Annotated in this window: 16 protein-coding genes; 11 read left to right on the top strand and 5 right to left on the bottom strand. The window is 34.6% G+C overall.

What is annotated here, in order from left to right:
- Positions 1 to 2: 2 nt before the first annotated feature.
- Together IWX83_RS05515 and IWX83_RS05510 are read left to right on the top strand one after the other, a co-directional pair.
- Positions 3 to 1,109, top strand: coding sequence for a glycosyltransferase (locus tag IWX83_RS05515; protein ID WP_073350676.1), 1,107 nt, complete (start codon positions 3 to 5; stop codon positions 1,107 to 1,109).
- Positions 1,100 to 1,651 (top strand): RNA polymerase sigma factor, encoded by a 552-nt coding sequence (locus tag IWX83_RS05510; RefSeq protein WP_073350674.1) that lies wholly within the window; start codon positions 1,100 to 1,102, stop codon positions 1,649 to 1,651. Before IWX83_RS05515 ends, IWX83_RS05510 begins: the two co-directional genes overlap by 10 nt.
- Positions 1,652 to 1,754: 103 nt before the next feature.
- Here IWX83_RS05510 and IWX83_RS05505 read toward each other — a convergent pair whose 3' ends face one another.
- A complete protein-coding gene (locus IWX83_RS05505; RefSeq protein ID WP_231379833.1) occupies positions 1,755 to 2,507 on the bottom strand; it encodes a glycerophosphodiester phosphodiesterase family protein in 753 nt (250 codons plus the stop codon).
- Positions 2,508 to 2,773: 266 nt separating this feature from the next.
- On the opposite strand from IWX83_RS05505, the gene IWX83_RS05500 reads away from it, so the two are divergent.
- From IWX83_RS05500 to IWX83_RS05480, 5 genes are all read left to right on the top strand, one after another.
- On the top strand, positions 2,774 to 5,950 hold the full coding sequence (locus tag IWX83_RS05500; protein ID WP_196828211.1) for a TonB-dependent receptor: 3,177 nt from the start codon (positions 2,774 to 2,776) through the stop codon (positions 5,948 to 5,950).
- Positions 5,951 to 6,204: 254 nt separating this feature from the next.
- Positions 6,205 to 7,020 (top strand): energy transducer TonB, encoded by an 816-nt coding sequence (locus IWX83_RS05495; protein ID WP_196828209.1) that lies wholly within the window; start codon positions 6,205 to 6,207, stop codon positions 7,018 to 7,020.
- Positions 7,021 to 7,300: 280 nt separating this feature from the next.
- Entirely contained in the window at positions 7,301 to 8,170 is an 870-nt protein-coding gene (gene lipA / locus IWX83_RS05490; RefSeq protein ID WP_073350668.1) for a lipoyl synthase, read from the top strand.
- 64 nt (positions 8,171 to 8,234) lie between these two features.
- The gene (gap, locus tag IWX83_RS05485; RefSeq protein ID WP_196828207.1) at positions 8,235 to 9,242 is read left to right on the top strand and encodes a type I glyceraldehyde-3-phosphate dehydrogenase; all 1,008 of its coding nucleotides are present in this window, start codon (positions 8,235 to 8,237) and stop codon (positions 9,240 to 9,242) included.
- Positions 9,243 to 9,257: 15 nt separating this feature from the next.
- Positions 9,258 to 11,423, top strand: coding sequence for an ATP-binding protein (locus IWX83_RS05480; protein ID WP_196828205.1), 2,166 nt, complete (start codon positions 9,258 to 9,260; stop codon positions 11,421 to 11,423).
- Between the two features lie 3 nt (positions 11,424 to 11,426).
- Here the strand turns inward: IWX83_RS05480 and IWX83_RS05475 are convergent, their stop codons facing one another.
- From IWX83_RS05475 to IWX83_RS05460, 4 genes are read right to left on the bottom strand one after another with little or no spacing between them, the layout of a single operon-like run.
- Positions 11,427 to 12,239 (bottom strand): purine-nucleoside phosphorylase, encoded by an 813-nt coding sequence (locus IWX83_RS05475; RefSeq protein ID WP_073350660.1) that lies wholly within the window; start codon positions 12,237 to 12,239, stop codon positions 11,427 to 11,429.
- Positions 12,211 to 13,236 (bottom strand): tetraacyldisaccharide 4'-kinase, encoded by a 1,026-nt coding sequence (gene lpxK, locus IWX83_RS05470; RefSeq protein WP_196828203.1) that lies wholly within the window; start codon positions 13,234 to 13,236, stop codon positions 12,211 to 12,213. The genes IWX83_RS05475 and lpxK overlap by 29 nt, the downstream gene beginning before the upstream one ends.
- Before the next feature lie 2 nt (positions 13,237 to 13,238).
- Positions 13,239 to 13,520, bottom strand: a complete 282-nt coding sequence (locus IWX83_RS05465) for a Txe/YoeB family addiction module toxin (protein ID WP_196828202.1) — start codon at positions 13,518 to 13,520, stop codon at positions 13,239 to 13,241.
- Positions 13,496 to 13,744: a DUF2683 family protein gene (locus IWX83_RS05460; protein ID WP_196828200.1), complete on the bottom strand. Its 249-nt coding sequence runs from the start codon at positions 13,742 to 13,744 to the stop codon at positions 13,496 to 13,498. The genes IWX83_RS05465 and IWX83_RS05460 overlap by 25 nt, the downstream gene beginning before the upstream one ends.
- Before the next feature lie 196 nt (positions 13,745 to 13,940).
- Here IWX83_RS05460 and IWX83_RS05455 point away from each other — a divergent pair, with 196 nt between their 5' ends.
- From IWX83_RS05455 to rluF, 4 genes are all read left to right on the top strand, one after another.
- Entirely contained in the window at positions 13,941 to 15,035 is a 1,095-nt protein-coding gene (locus tag IWX83_RS05455) for a Nif3-like dinuclear metal center hexameric protein (protein WP_073351035.1), read from the top strand.
- Between the two features lie 3 nt (positions 15,036 to 15,038).
- Entirely contained in the window at positions 15,039 to 15,818 is a 780-nt protein-coding gene (locus tag IWX83_RS05450; RefSeq protein ID WP_196828198.1) for a zinc ribbon domain-containing protein, read from the top strand.
- Positions 15,819 to 15,856: 38 nt separating this feature from the next.
- Entirely contained in the window at positions 15,857 to 16,699 is an 843-nt protein-coding gene (locus IWX83_RS05445) for an alpha/beta fold hydrolase (RefSeq protein ID WP_073350649.1), read from the top strand.
- Between the two features lie 162 nt (positions 16,700 to 16,861).
- Complete coding sequence (rluF, locus tag IWX83_RS05440) at positions 16,862 to 17,683, top strand: 23S rRNA pseudouridine(2604) synthase RluF (protein WP_196828196.1); 822 nt, start codon at positions 16,862 to 16,864, stop codon at positions 17,681 to 17,683.
- The last annotated feature ends 10 nt before the right edge of the window (positions 17,684 to 17,693 follow it).

Below are 17,693 nucleotides of genomic sequence, written 5' to 3'. Positions count from 1 at the left end.
AAATGCTTATACTAATTCTTTACTTTTTTATTTTTATTGTTGCGGTTCAAATTTTGTATTATCTAGGTGTTTTTGGGAAATTTGCTTTCGCCAAAGCGCAAAAGATAACGCCCAAAAGAATCCCAATTTCAGTTATAGTGTGTGCTAAAAACGAAGAAGAAAATGTGACTAATTTCATTCCCTTGCTGGCTGAACAAAACTATCCAGATTTTGAAATTGTCTTGATTGATGATGCTTCAAGCGACAATACTTTGGCTATATTTGAAGGTTTTGAAAAGCAATATGAAAACGTTCGCTTGGTAAAAGTGGAGAACAACGAGGCCTTTTGGGGAAATAAAAAATACGCCTTAACGTTAGGAATAAAAGCCGCCAAAAAGGAATATTTATTATTCACGGATGCAGATTGTTACCCCACTTCAAAAGAATGGATTACAGCCATGAGCTCTCAATTTACGATGCGAAAAACTATTGTTTTGGGTTATGGTAAATATGAAAAAATCGCAAACTCTTTCTTGAATAAAATAATACGTTTTGAAACTTTATTGACCGCTATTCAATATTTTTCTTGGGCAAAAGTTGGACATCCTTACATGGGCGTTGGAAGAAATTTAGCCTATAAAAAGGAAGAGTTTTTCAACGTGAATGGATTCATAGAACACATGCAAATTCGCTCTGGAGACGATGATTTATTTATAAACCAAGCTGCAAAAGCCAAAAACACGACAATCGCTTACACACCAGAAAGCGTAACGCTTTCTAAGCCTAAAACAACTTACAAGGACTGGCTAATTCAAAAAAGAAGACATGTTGCAACGGCCAATTATTACAAGTCTTTTGACAAATTTCAATTGGGCCTTTTCTACAGTTCCCAATTATTGTTTCTTATCCTCCCTATCGTCTTGCTGGCTTTTCAATTTCAATGGATTGTAGTGTTGTGTTTAATTGGGCTACGCTACCTTGTGTCTTGGATTATCATTGGATTTTCGGCAGGCAAATTAAAAGAAAAAGATGTCGTATATTGGTATCCAATTATTGAATTAGTATTAATATTCGCCCAAATTAATATCTTCATCACTAATACATTCTCAAAACCAGTACATTGGAAATAAACAAACAAATAGAAAAAGCAAAACAAGGCGATCAAGTTGCCTTCACTTTTCTATTGAATTATTATTGGAATGAAGTATATGGTTTCATGCTTAAACGCACCGAAAATGAAACCAATGCAGAAGATATCACTATCGAAACGTTCTCAAAAGCATTTGACAAAATAGCTTCGTACAACGCTGAATTCCAGTTTAACACCTGGCTGATTGCTATTGCAAAAAATGTCCACATCGACCTATTAAGAAAAAAGAAATCAAGCCTTTTTGTCGAAATTACCGAAGAAGAAGACCATCAAGCCTACAATATTGCAGATACCACTCCCTCCGCAGAAGATGAATTAATAACAGAACAAAATCTTTCCCAATTACTGCAATTCATCAAAGAATTGAAACCCCATTATCAAGAAGTCATTCAGTTGCGTTATTTCCAAGAAATGAGTTATCAGGAAATTGCTAATAAAATCAACGAACCTTTGAGCAATGTGAAGATTAAATTGCTTCGCGCCAAGAAACTTCTGGCAGAAATCATTCAGAATAAAAGGTAGCTTTTTTGTTTAAAATCCAAACCAATTCTTTAGTATCTATAAAGAAAAAGTGATCTAAATAAATTTTAGACCACTTAGTTACATCAAAGTATTTTTTATACAATTACCTTAAAATTCTTTCTGGATAATCCGTTATAATACCATTTACTTTAAGTTGTTGTAAATTATTGATATCCGCAGGTTCATTGACAGTCCAAGGATATATTTTAAAATTATTCGCTTTCATTATCGCAACATTTTCAGCCGTTAAAGTTTTAAAATAGGGATTTATTGCCTGAGCTTTCAGTTCTTTTCCTGTTTTAATAATATCCTCAATAGGATCTTTGTAGGTTAGTAAACCAATCGCAATTTCGGGACTCAAAGATCTCATTTTTTGCAACTCCCCTATTCGGAAACTGGATATAAAGAAATCTTTATTTCTCCACCCTTTTTTCTTATACTCTTCTATAATTCTATAGGTATCCGCTGCGGTGTTCGTTCCTTTCAACTCAATATTAAGCACCACTTTTTTATCGATGGTCTCAATCACTTCCTGCAAAGTTGGGATTTGATGTTTTCCAGCAACCAAAACTTTTCGCAAATCTTCAAAAGTATATGCTTCAATTTTTCCTTTTGCATTTGTGATTCGGTCTAAATCATCATCATGAAACACAACCATTTCTCCCGTTTTAATTTTGAAAACATCAATTTCTAACATATCGGCTTTTAATTCCATTCCTTTTTTTATGGATGCCAATGTGTTTTCGGTTTCGTGTCCCATAGCGCCTCTGTGCCCACAAACCACAAATTTGTTTGAAGTACAATTTGATAATAACAAGGCCATTGATGAAGCCATTAATAGTGTAGTGAATTTCATAATTTTCATTTAAGTTTTGTGGTAAAAATAGATTATCTGGCAGACCCAAACATTAAGTAGGGATTAAATTAAGACTATTTTACCTCAAGTGATTCGATCTTTAGTAGTCTAATTTGGGTAACACTATCTTAAAAAAAGAAGGTTTAGCAGTCCTTTTTTTAAGGTTTCATTAACACAAAAGTATTCTACAGTTATTGTTAAAGTAACAGCCTTTTTTCAATTAGTCAATTCCTTTGTCAGCACTAAAAAACAAAAAAATAGTATTCATGAAACAACTTCACTTATTTTTATTTACGATGGTGCTAACAGTTTTTGTTGGCGCAACAAATTTTGCCCAAACAACTCAAGCCTCTATTTCAGGTATCGTTTTAGGAAATAATGCAGAACCGCTGAAAGATGCGACCGTTCAAATCCGAAATGAATCAACCGGATTTAAAACCAATTCATTGTCTAATTTTAAAGGCGTTTTTACCTTCAAAGAACTTCCTTTAGGCGGACCTTACACCATTATTGTTACAGCTTTAGGTTTTGGAGAACAACAACGTTCCGGTTACACATTAAATCAAGGGGATTTAATAAATATCAAAATTCTGATGCAAGACAACATTCAAAATCTGGAAGTGGTTGAAGTGGTTGGTCGTGGTTTAAAAAACAAGACAGGGAATTTAGGAGCAGCAACAGCTGTAACAGCAAAACTAATCAATGCGTTGCCGGTTAATGGAAGAAATTTCACCAGCTTAATGGATTTATCGCCTTTGACCAGAGGCGGAAATATTTCAGGCCAACTAGCTTCCTCGACAAATTACACATTAGATGGAATGAATGCTAAAAACCCAACTTCAGCAGGATCTACAACCAGTCGAAGTGGCGCTCCGTATTCGATTTCCATAGAAGCCGTGAGAGAATTTAAGGTGGTTACCAATCAATATGACGTAAGTTATGGTCGAAGTGGTGGTGGAACAGTAAGTGCTGTAACTAAATCAGGAACAAATGATTTAACAGGAAGTATGTTTGCCTACAACCGCGCTGACTGGCTGTCAAGCCCGTATGACATTAGAGGAAACAGACGTCAAAATGATTTTTCGACTACGCAATACGGTTTTACTTTAGGAGGACCAATTATTAAAGATAAATTACATTTTTTTGTAGCCTGGGATCATCAACAAGATTTAAGGCCTTTAATCATCGCTGATGTTCAATCTGCAGACGACGAACTGCGTTTTAATGTTACGAGAGCTACCTTAGACAATTTTGTTACTATTGCCCGCAATGAATATGGTGTTTCCAGTTCTCCACAATACGGAACTTTTGATAAAAAAAGGAATTCTGATGCTGCTTTCGCTCGACTTGACTGGCAAATTAACAGCAATAATTTATTGACAGTACGCAATAACTTCACCTATGACAATAATAAATTAGGGCTGCAAGATAACACTGCCATAAATTTATATGAATCTTTTGGAGATGACTTAAATATTGACAATAGTATTTTGGCTTCTTTGCGAACCAAAGTAAATGCAAGAGTCACAAATGAATTAAAAATACAGCATTTGTATACTTTTCAGGATAGTAATCCAGGTGATCAATTGCCTGATTACAACATTCCTCGTGCTATTGTGGAAAATGTGGCTTCAACAATCAACGGCGCAATAAGAACTACGAATATTCAAATTGGAGGTCATCGATTTGCGCAGGAAAAATTTACTAATAATGTTTTCCAAATTGTAGACAACATTTATTACAATACGGATAAAGTGAAATATACTTTTGGTTTTGATTTGATGCAAACACATTCAAAATCTTTATATGGCAGCGAAGTAAACGGTCGTTTCCATTTCAATAGTGTGGCTAACTTTGACAATCAAACTCCCTATCGCTATTTCAGAGAAGTTCCTTTGGTGGCTGATCCTACCGTGATTTCGAACATATTAAATGCTGGAATTTATGGTCAGTTGCAGACTAAAATTGGCGTGGGATTAGACTTGACTTTAGGGTTGCGTTTTGATTATGCTAAGTATCCGACTGCAACATTCAATCAGTTGGTTTTTGATGAATTAGGTATTCGTACGGATAATAAACTTCAGTCAGCTATTCTTCAACCAAGAGTGCAATTGTCTTGGGATGTAAATGAAAATCACAAAGATTACATTCGCTTTGGAGGGGGAATTTTTGCTTCTGATTTAAATAATTATGCGATAATCAACAACTTATATTTTGATGGAAATCACACTGCAACTGTAGATGTGAGAGCTCCAAATGTTCCTTTGCCAAATTTCAATGATTATCGAAATAATTATGCTAGTATTCCAACTTTGGATGCGTTTCAGCTACCGACAATAAATTTCACAGGAACAGATGCTAAAGTTCCTGTTGTTTATAAAGCAAATGCATCTTACTCCCATTTTTTTACTGATAGATTGAAAGCAGGAATAGCAGGATATGCAACTTTAGGACGCAACAACTATGTTTATGTAGACCGCAATATGGTGGCGAATCCATTTTTTACCTTAGCCAATGAAGGCGATCGTGGCGTTTATGTTCCAGCAAGCTCAATCCCTGCAAATGGAGCCGGAGACTGGATGCAAGGTCGAATCAGCAATAAATTAGGACGTGTTTTAGAACTGAACAGCGAAGGAAAAGTTAATCAATTTGCACTGGTTGTTGATGCTACCTATCGCTATTTTAAAGACGGTGAAATATCTGCCAGTTATACCTTGAATGATACCAAAGACAATACTTCATTTAACGGAAACGTAGCCAACACAGCAACTTTAGTATTACCAGTAGAAGATGATCCAAGAGACTTGAGCAAAATGAGTTATTCAGATAATCATTTCCGTCACAAAGTAGTATTTTACGGAACACTACCTACTTTTTATGGTTTCAACGTTGGTGTACGATATTCTGGCATTGGCGGAACACGCTACAGTTTATTATCAGGAGGAAATACAAATGCTGATTTTGTCACTTCATCCAATGATTTAGCGTATATATTTGATATAAATAATCCGGCAGTTCCCCAAAATATAAAAACAGGATTGCAAACTATACTTGATAATCCGGCTGCAAGCCAAAGTTTAAAAAACTATATCAACAAATACTCCGGCAAACTAGCCGAAAGAAACGGAGGAATAAATGAGTTTTATGGTCTTGTTGATATAAGAATCACCAAAAAAGTCACTTTATACAAAAAACAATTTTTAGAATTTACAGCAGATATCTTTAATGTTGCCAATTTACTAAATAAAGAATGGGGTGTAAATAAATCGTTGGGAAGTCAATCACTATATGCTTTAGGCACGCCTGCATCAGGATCAACAGCTGCGGTTCCGGGATTTGACAGCACCAGACAACAATTTAATTACAGAGTAAACAATGCAGGACTTCCTTCGCTCTCTGGAAATCCATTTCAAATACAAATTGGATTCAAATATGCTTTTTAAACTGAAATTATAAACCACTTACACAATTGCAAAGCGCATTCATTAGTATGGATGCGCTTTTTTTATGAATAATACTATCTAAAAACAACATGTATATTAATTATTTACTCTTTATGTTAAATAAATAAACATAAATTCAATTTAATAAAAAATAAACACTAAGTTTATATCCTACAATTCCTATTTTGCACGTTATCATTAAAAAAACTTTTTGCTTATGATTTAATTGTACCTAACCACTAAATCCAAACATTATGTCAAAATTAAGCATTTACGAAACCGGCTGGATTAATCTTGTTTTCCAAGACAGAAACAAAGAATACGGAGCGTATCAGTTGCGTCAAGAAAGTACAAAAACGGCATTGACCTCCCTTTTTATGGGTGTTCTATTTTTATTTAGTGCTTTAAGCATTCCCATAATTATTACTTATTTTAATCCCAATCGAACACCCCCAATTGACATTCCTGATTTTACCAACACTATAGTGCAACTTACTGACATAATTCCAAACCAGCTTGAACCAAAAAAGCCCTTGCTAGAGATAAAAACTAAAAATGTTGCGGTGCCAATTAAAAGCGCCCAACTGGTTAATCCGGTAATCGTTCAAGCTTCACAAGCCAATCAAGACATTGCAAAAAACACCGACAATACTACCATAACAAATACAACTTCAGAAGGAACAGGTACTATTGGCATCAATCCCGCTTCTCCTTCTGGAGTCGAAACAACAACCACGATAGATACAGGGAATGCGATCATCAACAGCGTTTCTCTAGATAAACTTCCTGAATTCCCTGGCGGAATTAATAAGTTTTATACGTATGTAGGTAATAATTTTGAAAAAAAAGAAATAGAAGGCAGTGGATCGATTCGGGTTTATGTTTCTTTTGTAATCGAAAGAGATGGCAGCATGAGTGACATTCAAGTCAAAAGAGATCCTGGTTATGGACTAGGGAAAGAAGCAGTTCGTGTATTGAAATCATTGCGAACAAAGTGGTCGCCTGGTATGATTGACGGTAAAGCCGTGCGAACCGCCTACAACCTTCCCATTACAGTGCAGATGAATTAAAAACAGAAAAAGCTCCAATTTAAATTGGAGCTTTTTTCACCTATTTTTTTTATCTTTAAAAACATTTCCTTACACCTACAAAAAGTTCTCACATAGCCCTGATTGAGCTGGTATCCTCGAAGCAGCGCGCAGAGATAAAGGCGAAAGCAGGACAACTTATTTCTTAAGATTCCTAAATATTCTGCTCCTAAGACTTCTGCTGTGATTCCTTCAAATAAACGGCTAAACCAATACTAAAATAAACTACATTCCTTATCTTTGCAGCTTCAAAATATGATATATGGAAACTGTTTTAGAAAATACTTTACCTATAGGCAAACCAAAGTGGTTAAAGGTAAAACTCCCAATAGGCCAAAAATACACCGAGCTTCGCAGCTTGGTTGATAAATATAGTTTGAACACGATTTGCACTTCAGGAAGTTGCCCAAATATGGGTGAATGCTGGGGTGAAGGAACGGCTACATTTATGATTTTAGGAAATGTGTGTACCCGCTCTTGTGGCTTTTGCGGAGTAAAAACCGGAAGACCCGAAACCGTAGACTGGGATGAACCAGAAAAAGTGGCGCGTTCTATAAAAATTATGAATATTAAACACGCTGTGGTTACGAGCGTTGACAGAGATGATTTGAAAGATGGTGGTTCTATTATTTGGATTGAAACCGTGAAAGCCATCCGCAGAATGAACCCAAACACAACTTTAGAAACCTTAATTCCGGATTTTCAGGGTATCGAAAGAAACATTGACCGCATTGTAGAAGCAAATCCAGAGGTAGTTTCACACAATGTAGAAACGGTTCGCAGACTGACTCGCGAAGTCCGTATTCAAGCAAAATATGACCGAAGTCTGGAAGTACTGCGCTACTTGAAAGAAAAAGGGATCAAAAGAACCAAATCTGGTATTATGCTGGGACTTGGAGAACAAGAAGAGGAAGTGTATCAAACCATGAGAGATTTACGTGCAGTACACGTTGATATCGTTACAATAGGACAATATTTGCAACCCAGTAAAAAACACTTGCCGGTAAAAGAATTCATAACTCCAGAGCAATTTGCAAAATACGAACAATTTGGTTTGGAATTAGGTTTCCGACATGTCGAAAGCGGACCTTTAGTTCGTTCTTCTTACAAAGCTCAAAAACATATTTTATAAATAACCTCTTGGTTTATTTGTTTAATCGGTTAATCAAATAAGCTTTGCCTACAAAATAAAGAACTTGAAAATAAGAATTGCCATAAATGGTTTTGGAAGAATTGGAAGAAATTTATTCCGCTTGCTTTTAAACCATCCATTCATAGAAGTAGTTGCCATCAATGATATTGCTGATAAAAAAACAATGGCACATCTAGTAAAATACGACAGCATACACGGTGTTTTACCATTTGCTGTTAGTGCTGATGAAAAAGGGATTTTGCTAGACGGACAACATTATTTGTTTTTTCACGAAAAAAGGATTTCTAACCTCGATTGGAAAAGCTTAAACATTGATTATGTAATTGAATCTACGGGGAAATACAAAACTTTTGAAGAACTGAATTCCCATATTATAGCTGGCGCTAAAAAAGTAATACTCTCCGCACCTTCAGAAGTGGATACTATAAAAACAGTAGTTTTAGGTGTAAATGATTCCATTCTTGACGGTTCTGAAACAATTATCTCCAATGCCAGTTGCACGACCAATAATGCAGCACCCATGATTAAGGTTATCAATGAACTTTGTGGCATAGAACAAGCGTATATTACCACAATACACTCCTACACAACAGACCAAAGCTTGCATGACCAGCCTCATAAAGATTTACGTCGCGCTAGAGGTGCCAGTCAATCTATTGTTCCTACCACAACTGGAGCAGCGAAAGCATTGACAAAAATATTTCCTGAGTTTGAAGGTAAGATTGGTGGCTGCGGTATTAGAGTACCGGTTCCAGATGGTTCTTTAACCGACATCACGTTTAACGTGAAACGCGCTGTGACTATTGAAGAAATAAATGCGGCCTTTAAAATAGCCGCCAAAACTACTTTAAAAGGCATTTTAGATTACACCGAAGATCCTATTGTGTCTGTAGATGTAATTGGCAATAAAAATTCATGTATATTTGATGCTCAGCTAACTTCAGTTATCGACAAAATGGTTAAAGTAGTTGGATGGTATGATAATGAGATTGGGTATTCCTCTCGAATAATTGATTTAATACTATTGACAAGCATGAAAAATAACCAATAAAAAAATCGGTAACAAATGAAATTGCTTTTCGTTTATGTACTCTTTTTAAATGCACTGCTGTATTCTCAACCTAGTGAGGATGCAGATAGTACCTCTTATTATAATAGTTTGAGTCATTCTCATGTTCAAAACAACAACTACAAAGAGGCATTGTCAAATACCCAAAAAGCAATACAATATGCTAAAAAAAACAACAACATTAAAGATCAGGCAGTTGAGAACTACAACCTAGGAAAATTGTATTACGACTTAAGAAAATATAACGATGCAATTGAATATTTTCTAAAAAGTAGTTCGCTTATCGCGATGCAAGAACCTGCAGTTATCCAAGCGGACCTCTATTACAATCTTGGCTTTTGCTACATGGCAAAAGAAAATTTCGACAGAGCTGCCATGTACTTTCAGAAATCTAAATCTATATATACGGCACTAAATATCCCCGATGTTGCTGAATTGTTTCAACTTCAAAAAGGATTAATTTACAAAGGTAAAAACAAATTAGATCTCGCTTTAACGGTTTTCAAGACGATAATTGCAATCCCTACTACTCCTGCTTTATCAGATACCAAAACAGAAGCCTTGTACCAAACCGGTAGTATTGAAGCACTAAAAAACAGAAATAATTTAGCTTTAAACTATCTTGATAAAGCGCTTGAATTAAATGCTAAATCGGAGAATCTTGAACAGAAATCTAACATATTGCTTGCCTTAAGTAATGTTCACGAAAAAATATTAGATAAAAACAATGCCTACTCTTATTTAAAACAACATCTCAATCTAAAAGAGCGCCTTGCCATCATCAATAACAAAAGACTGGGAATAGACGATTATACAAAATTCAAGGAATCAGAACGGTTAAAAGAAATTGTTCAAACCAATAATGAAACTAAAGAACAGGAAAGAGCTAGTAAGTTCTCTAAACTCATTAGTATTCTTGCTATTGCGTTGATCTCTATTTTATCCTTATTAAGTTTGTCATTGTACAAAAATAACATCATCCGAAATCAGTCCAATTTGCTGTTAAAGGAGAAAAATAAAGAATTAGAAATTGCAAAAGACAAAGCCGAAAAGGCGTCAAAAGCAAGATCTGAATTTCTATCGACCGTAAGTCACGAACTTCGTACCCCCTTGAATGCTATCAATGGAATTACGCATTTACTATTAGAAGAAAATCCCAAGAAAACACAAATGGACTATTTGTTTTCGCTAAAATTTTCAGGCGATTACTTGACCAAATTTATAAATGAGATTTTAGAAATCAATAAAATTGAATCCCACAGTATTGAAATTGAACACACTAACTTCAACCTAAAACAACTTTTAGTTGGAATTCAAAACTCCTTAAAAGAATTAGCTTTAGTAAATAACAACAATTTCACTTTAAATGTCGATGCTGCGATTCCTGACTATTTGATAGGTGATCCAACAAAATTGTCACAAATTATATTAAATTTAATTAATAACGCCCTGAAATTTACTAAAAATGGTGACGTTACAGTAACCGCAAATCTCCATGTTTTAGAGGACACAGCGGCAACATTATATTTTGAAATAACAGATACTGGAATTGGGATTCCTGAAGACAAACTGACCAGCGTGTTTGATAGTTTCTCACAAGGTTCGATTGAAGTCAATCGAAAATACGGCGGAACAGGCTTAGGACTGACCATTGTAAAGAAATTAATTAAAATCCTAGGTGGACGAATTGAATTAAAAAGCATCGTTGGGCAAGGTTCCTCCTTTTCTTTTAAATTAGCCTTTAAAATAAGTGAACTTCCTGTAGAATTTACAACAACCAAAAAAATTGATTACGATTCTAAATTAGTAAACAAAAAAATATTATTGGTTGAGGATAATAAAATCAATCAAATGATCACAAAAAAAATGCTTCATAATAAGCAAATCATTTGTGAAGTAATTGATAATGGTGAAGATGCAATAGACTTAGTACGTAAAAATAAATTTGATTTGGTACTGATGGACGTTCACTTACCCGGGATTAACGGAACAATCGCTACAGAATTAATCAGGGCTTTTGATGCTGCTACACCTATTATCGCGCTTACCGCGATCTCGCTTCATGAAAACCGCGACATGCTATTATCATTTGGTATGAACGATGTTATCACTAAACCGTTCATACCAGAAGAATTTTACACAACAATTGCGGAATACATTTAGAGATTAATACTGTAAGATTAATTCTTTAATAAGACTTCTCACTTTTGGCTCTGCTGCTTTTGCGGCTTCTAATACCTCTTCATGGGAAATCGTCCCAATACTTTCTTCGTTACCCATATCAGTAATTACTGAAATACCAAAAGTTTCCAAATCCATGTGACGCGCCACAATAACTTCTGGAACTGTTGACATTCCAACGCAATCTGCACCCAAAATTTTCACCATTTTATACTCCGCCAAAGTTTCAAAAGTGGGTCCTTGTAAGCCTAAATAAATTCCCTCATGAACTTCTATTTCTAATTCCTTTGCCAATTCAGTGGCTTTCGCAATCATTTTTCTCGAATATGGTTCGCTCATATTTACAAATCGAGGTCCAAAACGTTCGTCATTTTTCCCTCGTAAAGGATGTTCTGGCGTCATATTGATATGATCCGTAATCATAACAATAGAACCCACTTTATAACTTGGATTCACTCCCCCTGAAGCATTTGACACTACTAATTTAGTAACCCCTAAAAACTTCATTACTCGCACTGGAAATGTAACTTCGGTCATCGAATAGCCTTCGTAGAAATGAAAACGGCCTTGCATGGCAACCACTTTCTTGTCTCCTATTGTTCCAAAAACCAATGCGCCTTTATGACCTTGCACTGTTGACACTGGAAAATTTGGGATTTCATTATACGGTAACGTATATTCTACTTTCATTTCATCCGTAAAACTTCCTAATCCTGAACCTAAAATCACGCCATATTCTGGCGTAAAATTGATTTTTTCGTTAATATAACTAACTGTTTCTTGTACTTGTTCCCACATAATCTAAAATTGTTTTATTAAAATTTTCACTTCCCGAAAGGAAAGAACTTTGTATTGGTAAATAAAAAAGTTGTTCGCTTGGCAAACTTCCTTTTAAACGTACATAATCTTTTTCGGTAGTGATAATAATGTTGTTTTGCGCTAAATTTTTAATTTCTAATAGGTCTTTATCGGTAAAATGATGATGATCTGGAAAAGACAAACAGACATCATTTGAGTTTTGTAAATAGGAAAAAAACGGTTCTGGTTTTGCAATTCCTGCTACCAATACCTTAGCAGCTGAATGAATTTCATTTACATTTATTTTTCGGTTTTCTCCATAAATATAATCATCGTAAGCTATAAAAGTAAAGTACAATTCCTGATTTACACCAACTTTTAACCTCTTTTTAATTTTATGCTGTTCGTCAAGCGAAAGATTGAAAGGACATTTGGTGACAATAATAATATTTGCTCTTTTAGCTCCATCCCTACTTTCGCGTAAATTTCCCGTTGGTAACATAAAATCATCCGAATACAAATCACCGTACGAAGTGAGTAAAATGTAAAATCCCGCTTTTACTTTTCTGTGTTGAAAAGCATCATCAAGCAAAATAATTTCTGGTTTTTCAGGGAGTGTTAGTAATTGTTCAATTCCGTTTTTTCTGTGGGCATCAACTGCAACTTGTATCGATGGGAATTTTTGAAAAAATTGAAAAGGTTCGTCACCAAGAATTTTTGCATTTGTACCGGCTTGCGCCAAAATAAAACCTTCAGATTGTCTTTTATAACCTCTGCTTAAAGTGGCAATTTTATATGTATCCGAAAGCAACCGAATCAAATATTCGATTTGGGGTGTTTTTCCAGTTCCACCAACGCTGAGATTGCCAACAGCAATTATTGGCAAATTAAAAGAGTATGATTTTAAAATACCTTTATCGAAAAGAAAATTTCGAATACTCGTTATGAGACCATATAAAATGGCAAACGGAAAGAGTATTTTTCGGAGTAAATTCATAATTATTTATCAGAATAATGACCCATTGCTGAGATGACATCAACAACAACCAAATCATCATTTACTGTATAAATTAACCGATCCTTTGGGTTAATTTGTCTTGACCAAAAACCGGTTAAATTTTCCTTTAATGCTTCTGGTTTGCCAACGCCCGTATATGGCGTTTCTGAAAGTTCTTGTAATATTATTCCAATTTTTTTAATACTGGCCTGATTTCCAGACTTAAAATGTTTCGCGATTTGCGTTTTTGCAAGCTCGGTTATTTCAACCCTAAACTTCCCCATATATCATTTGGATCTACCACTGTTCTTTTTTTACTTTTTTGTGCCTTTTTTATCATTGCAACAAATTCAGGATTGTAAATTTCCGATTTTTTTTCAGAAGTCTTGTTTGGTCCAGTTGCTATTATTTCAATTCCTTTTGAATCCTTAACCAAAACATTTGTCATTTCCAGAAATGCTTTTCCTGCTTTGGTACGCTCGTTGATTTTTAAAGTTATAGTAGTCATAGCTATTGATATTGAATTACAAATATACAAAAATCGTTCTATTTTAATTTACTTAAAAACTAGCTCGTTAGAAACTGTATTTTTGAAGGTAAATTCATTTTTAAGAAAGGATGATGTTTTATTTTAAAGTTGATTTGTTTATTCGTTAATTTGTTTATTCAAAAAACCAAAATTAAGCAACAAAAATCTGATGTTTATGAAAATAAAAGAAATTATTTCCGTGCTCGAAGAAATGGCACCACTCGCCTATGCCGAAGATTTTGACAATGTGGGTTTACTGGTTGGAGATCAAGATGTGGAAGCTACCGGAATATTGGTTTGTCATGATGCATTAGAAAATATAATTGACGAAGCGATTACAAAAAACTGCAATCTGGTGGTTTGTTTTCATCCGATATTATTTTCTGGTTTGAAAAAAATTACGGGGAAAAACTACGTGGAACGTGCCATAATCAAAGCTATAAAAAACGATGTTGCCATTTACGCCGTTCACACCGCTTTAGACAATCATCAAGAAGGCGTCAATAAAATATTCAGCGATGCATTGGGATTGATAAATACTAAAATCCTTATTCCGAAGCAAAACTTTATTCGGAAATTAGTAACTTTTACCATTCCTGAAAATGCCGAAGAAGTGCGAAATGCACTATTTGATGCTGGTGCAGGAAATATTGGCAACTATGAAAACTGCAGTTTTAATTCAAAAGGAATTGGAACCTACATGGGAAATGAACACAGCAATCCGCAAATTGGCGAGCGATTTGAGTTTGTGCAAGGAGACGAAATAAAAATCGAAGTCACTTTCGAAAAACATTTGGAAAACAAAATCCTGAAAGCATTATTCAAAAGCCACGCGTATGAGGAAGTAGCGTATGAGATTTATGAGTTGCAAAATCAGCATCAGAATATTGGTTTGGGCATGATTGGCGAATTGAAAAATCCCATGAGTGAAAAAGAGTTCCTTCTTTTTGCTAAAGAAAAAATGCAATGTGGCGGAATTCGACATTCCAACTTTATTGGAAAGGAAATTAAAAAAGTAGCCGTTCTTGGTGGAGCTGGAAGTTTTGCTATAAAAAATGCGATTCAGGCTGGAGCTGATGCTTATTTGACTGCCGATTTGAAATACCATCAGTTTTATGAAGCCGAAAATAAACTTTTATTGGCCGATATTGGACATTTTGAGAGCGAACGCTATACAAAAAATTATATTGTAGAGTATCTTCGAAAAAAAATCCTTAATTTTGCAGTTATTTTATCAGAAGAAAATTCAAATCCAGTTAAGTACTTATAGAATATGGCGAATACGAAAGAATTAAGTGTTGAGGACAAGTTAAGAGCAATTTACGATTTACAACTAATTGACTCTAGAATTGACGAAATCAGAAACGTAAGAGGTGAACTTCCTTTAGAAGTAGAGGATTTAGAAGATGAAGTGGCTGGTTTAAGCACACGTTCAGAAAAATTGAAAGGGGAACTTGAAGTTATCGAGGATCTTATCAAATCTAAAAAGAATGCAATTGATGAGCACAAAGAAGCTATCAAAAAATATACTAAGCAACAAGAAACTGTTCGTAACAACAGAGAATTTAATTCGTTGACAAAGGAGATTGAATTTCAAGAATTAGAAATTCAGTTGTCTGAAAAGCAAATTAAAGAAATGAAAGCTTCTATCGAACACAAGAAAGAAGTAATTTCGAGCTCTAAAGAAAGATTAGAAGCAAAATCAAATCACTTAAAGCACAAAAAATCTGAGTTGGACGCTATCATGGCTGAAACTGCCAAAGAAGAAGCATTCTTGTCTGAGAAATCAGCTGAATTCCAAGCTTTAATTGAAGAAAGATTGTTGAAAGCTTACACTAGAATTAGAACAAGTGTTCGCAATGGTTTAGCAGTAGTTTCTATTGAAAGAGGAGCGTCAGCAGGATCATTTTTCACTATTCCACCACAAACACAAGTAGAAATAGCTTCTAGAAAGAAAATCATTACTGATGAACATTCCGGAAGAATATTAGTTGACAGCACCTTAGCTGATGAAGAAAAAGAGAAAATGGAACAATTGTTTTCTAAATTCTAATTACATTTAAGTCCCGATACACATCGGGACTTTTTTTTATGAAAAAAATAGTATTTTTTATATTCACTAAGTCCATTGGATTGTACATAAACGTCTTGAGCTTTATTCTTCCAAAGAAAGCATCAAAACTGGCGTATTCCTTTTTTAGCCAACCTAGAGAAGGTAAATTATCTAAAAAGAAACTTCCTAAAATCCTTTTAGAAGCACAATCTGAAACGTTCCAAGTGGAAAAAGATTCTTTTCATACCTATACTTGGAAAGGAAATGACACTGTTATTCTTTTGGTTCATGGATGGGAAAGCAATGCTTCTCGATGGAAAAAACTACTCCCGTATCTAAAAAAATCAGGCAGTACCATTATTGCAATAGACGGTCCAGCTCATGGATTATCTAGTGGAAAAGAATTTAATATACCCCAATACGCGGCTTTTATCCATATCGCTGTTGAAAAATTCAAACCAAAATATCTCATCGGTCACTCTATTGGTGGAAAGACTTGTCTGTATTACCAATCCGTGTATCAAAATGACACGTTACAAAAAATGGTGATTTTGGGATCTCCAAGCGATTTCAATATCATCTTAAACAATTACATCCGCTTGTTAAGTTTGAATTCTAAAATTTTAAAATCTTTAGAAGCGCATTACCTGACTACTTTTCAACTTAATTTAGAACAATTTTCTGGTAAAATATTTGCGTCAAAACTAAACATCAGAGGATTAATTGCGCACGATATTGATGACACGGTCGTTTTATTTGAGGAAGGAAAAAAAATAGCGAGTACTTGGAAAAATGCTGTTTTTATAGAGACCAAAGGTTTAGGACACAGCATGCATGGGGCGGAATTATACAAAAAAGTCTCCCGTTTCTTATTTGACTAATTTTAAAAAAACTATTTCGCAAAGATTCACAAAGGAAACACGAAGCTTCACGAAGAATTTTATAATTTTTTCAAAAAAAAAACTTTGATCATCTTTGTGTAACAATACTTTTCAAATCAATTTTAAATAGTATCTAATTATCAAATTCATTACTTTTGCAGTATGGAAGAAAATCTAAAACGCCTCAATAAATTCATAGGAGAAACTGGGTATTGCTCCCGCCGTGAAGCTGATAAAATCATTGAAGAAGGTCGCGTGACCATCAATGGAGTTATTCCGGAATTAGGCACAAAAGTTTCACCGAATGACGAAGTGCGTATTGATGGAAAATTAATTCGAGAGAAAAGAGAGAAATCTATTTATTTAGCTTTTAATAAACCTGTTGGAATTGAATGTACAACCAATTTAGAAGTTCGCGGCAATATTGTAGATTATATTAATTATCCAACACGCATTTTCCCTATTGGCCGTTTAGACAAAGCATCTGAGGGGTTGATTTTTATGACTAATGACGGCGATATTGTCAACAAAATTCTTCGTGCGAGAAACAACCACGAAAAAGAATATACGGTAACGGTCAACAAATTAATCACCGATCGTTTTATCGAAAAAATGAGTAATGGTGTTCCAATTTTAGACACGGTTACCCGAAAATGTAAGGTAGAAAAAATAAGTTCTACGACATTTAAAATCATCTTGACACAAGGTTTAAACCGTCAAATTCGTAGAATGTGTGAGTATTTGGGTTATGATGTTATTGCCTTGAAACGCATCCGAATTATCAATATATCACTTGATATTCCTGTTGGAAGATTCCGAGATTTGACTGATGCAGAAATCAAAGAATTAAACGAATTGATAGAACCTTCCAGCAAAACCGAAGAAGCGAGTTTACCTAAACCAGAAAGAACAGAAGCTCCCAAAAAAAGAACTGAATTCATCAAAAGAGATGATCCAAGGTTTAAGAGAAAAGGAGATTATTAAAAAACACAAA

The sequence above is a fragment of the Flavobacterium sp. CG_9.1 genome, from assembly GCF_015751645.1.
Classification (GTDB): Bacteria; Bacteroidota; Bacteroidia; order Flavobacteriales; family Flavobacteriaceae; genus Flavobacterium; species Flavobacterium xanthum.
The sequence above is the reverse complement of the archived record's forward strand: the minus strand, read 5'-3'. Positions and strand labels throughout refer to the sequence as shown.

Excerpts from the sequence above, each read along its gene's own strand:
- IWX83_RS05515 (WP_073350676.1), top strand. The coding sequence starts at position 3 with ATGCTTATACTAATTCTTTACTTTTTTATTTTTATTGTTGCGGTTCAA.
- IWX83_RS05505 (WP_231379833.1), bottom strand. The coding sequence starts at position 2,507 with ATGAAATTCACTACACTATTAATGGCTTCATCAATGGCCTTGTTATTA.
- IWX83_RS05500 (WP_196828211.1), top strand. The coding sequence starts at position 2,774 with ATGAAACAACTTCACTTATTTTTATTTACGATGGTGCTAACAGTTTTT.
- IWX83_RS05495 (WP_196828209.1), top strand. The coding sequence starts at position 6,205 with ATGTCAAAATTAAGCATTTACGAAACCGGCTGGATTAATCTTGTTTTC.
- lipA (WP_073350668.1), top strand. The coding sequence starts at position 7,301 with ATGGAAACTGTTTTAGAAAATACTTTACCTATAGGCAAACCAAAGTGG.
- IWX83_RS05480 (WP_196828205.1), top strand. The coding sequence starts at position 9,258 with ATGAAATTGCTTTTCGTTTATGTACTCTTTTTAAATGCACTGCTGTAT.
- IWX83_RS05475 (WP_073350660.1), bottom strand. The coding sequence starts at position 12,239 with ATGTGGGAACAAGTACAAGAAACAGTTAGTTATATTAACGAAAAAATC.
- lpxK (WP_196828203.1), bottom strand. The coding sequence starts at position 13,236 with ATGAATTTACTCCGAAAAATACTCTTTCCGTTTGCCATTTTATATGGT.
- IWX83_RS05465 (WP_196828202.1), bottom strand. The coding sequence starts at position 13,520 with ATGGGGAAGTTTAGGGTTGAAATAACCGAGCTTGCAAAAACGCAAATC.
- IWX83_RS05460 (WP_196828200.1), bottom strand. The coding sequence starts at position 13,744 with ATGACTACTATAACTTTAAAAATCAACGAGCGTACCAAAGCAGGAAAA.
- IWX83_RS05455 (WP_073351035.1), top strand. The coding sequence starts at position 13,941 with ATGAAAATAAAAGAAATTATTTCCGTGCTCGAAGAAATGGCACCACTC.
- IWX83_RS05450 (WP_196828198.1), top strand. The coding sequence starts at position 15,039 with ATGGCGAATACGAAAGAATTAAGTGTTGAGGACAAGTTAAGAGCAATT.
- IWX83_RS05445 (WP_073350649.1), top strand. The coding sequence starts at position 15,857 with ATGAAAAAAATAGTATTTTTTATATTCACTAAGTCCATTGGATTGTAC.
- rluF (WP_196828196.1), top strand. The coding sequence starts at position 16,862 with ATGGAAGAAAATCTAAAACGCCTCAATAAATTCATAGGAGAAACTGGG.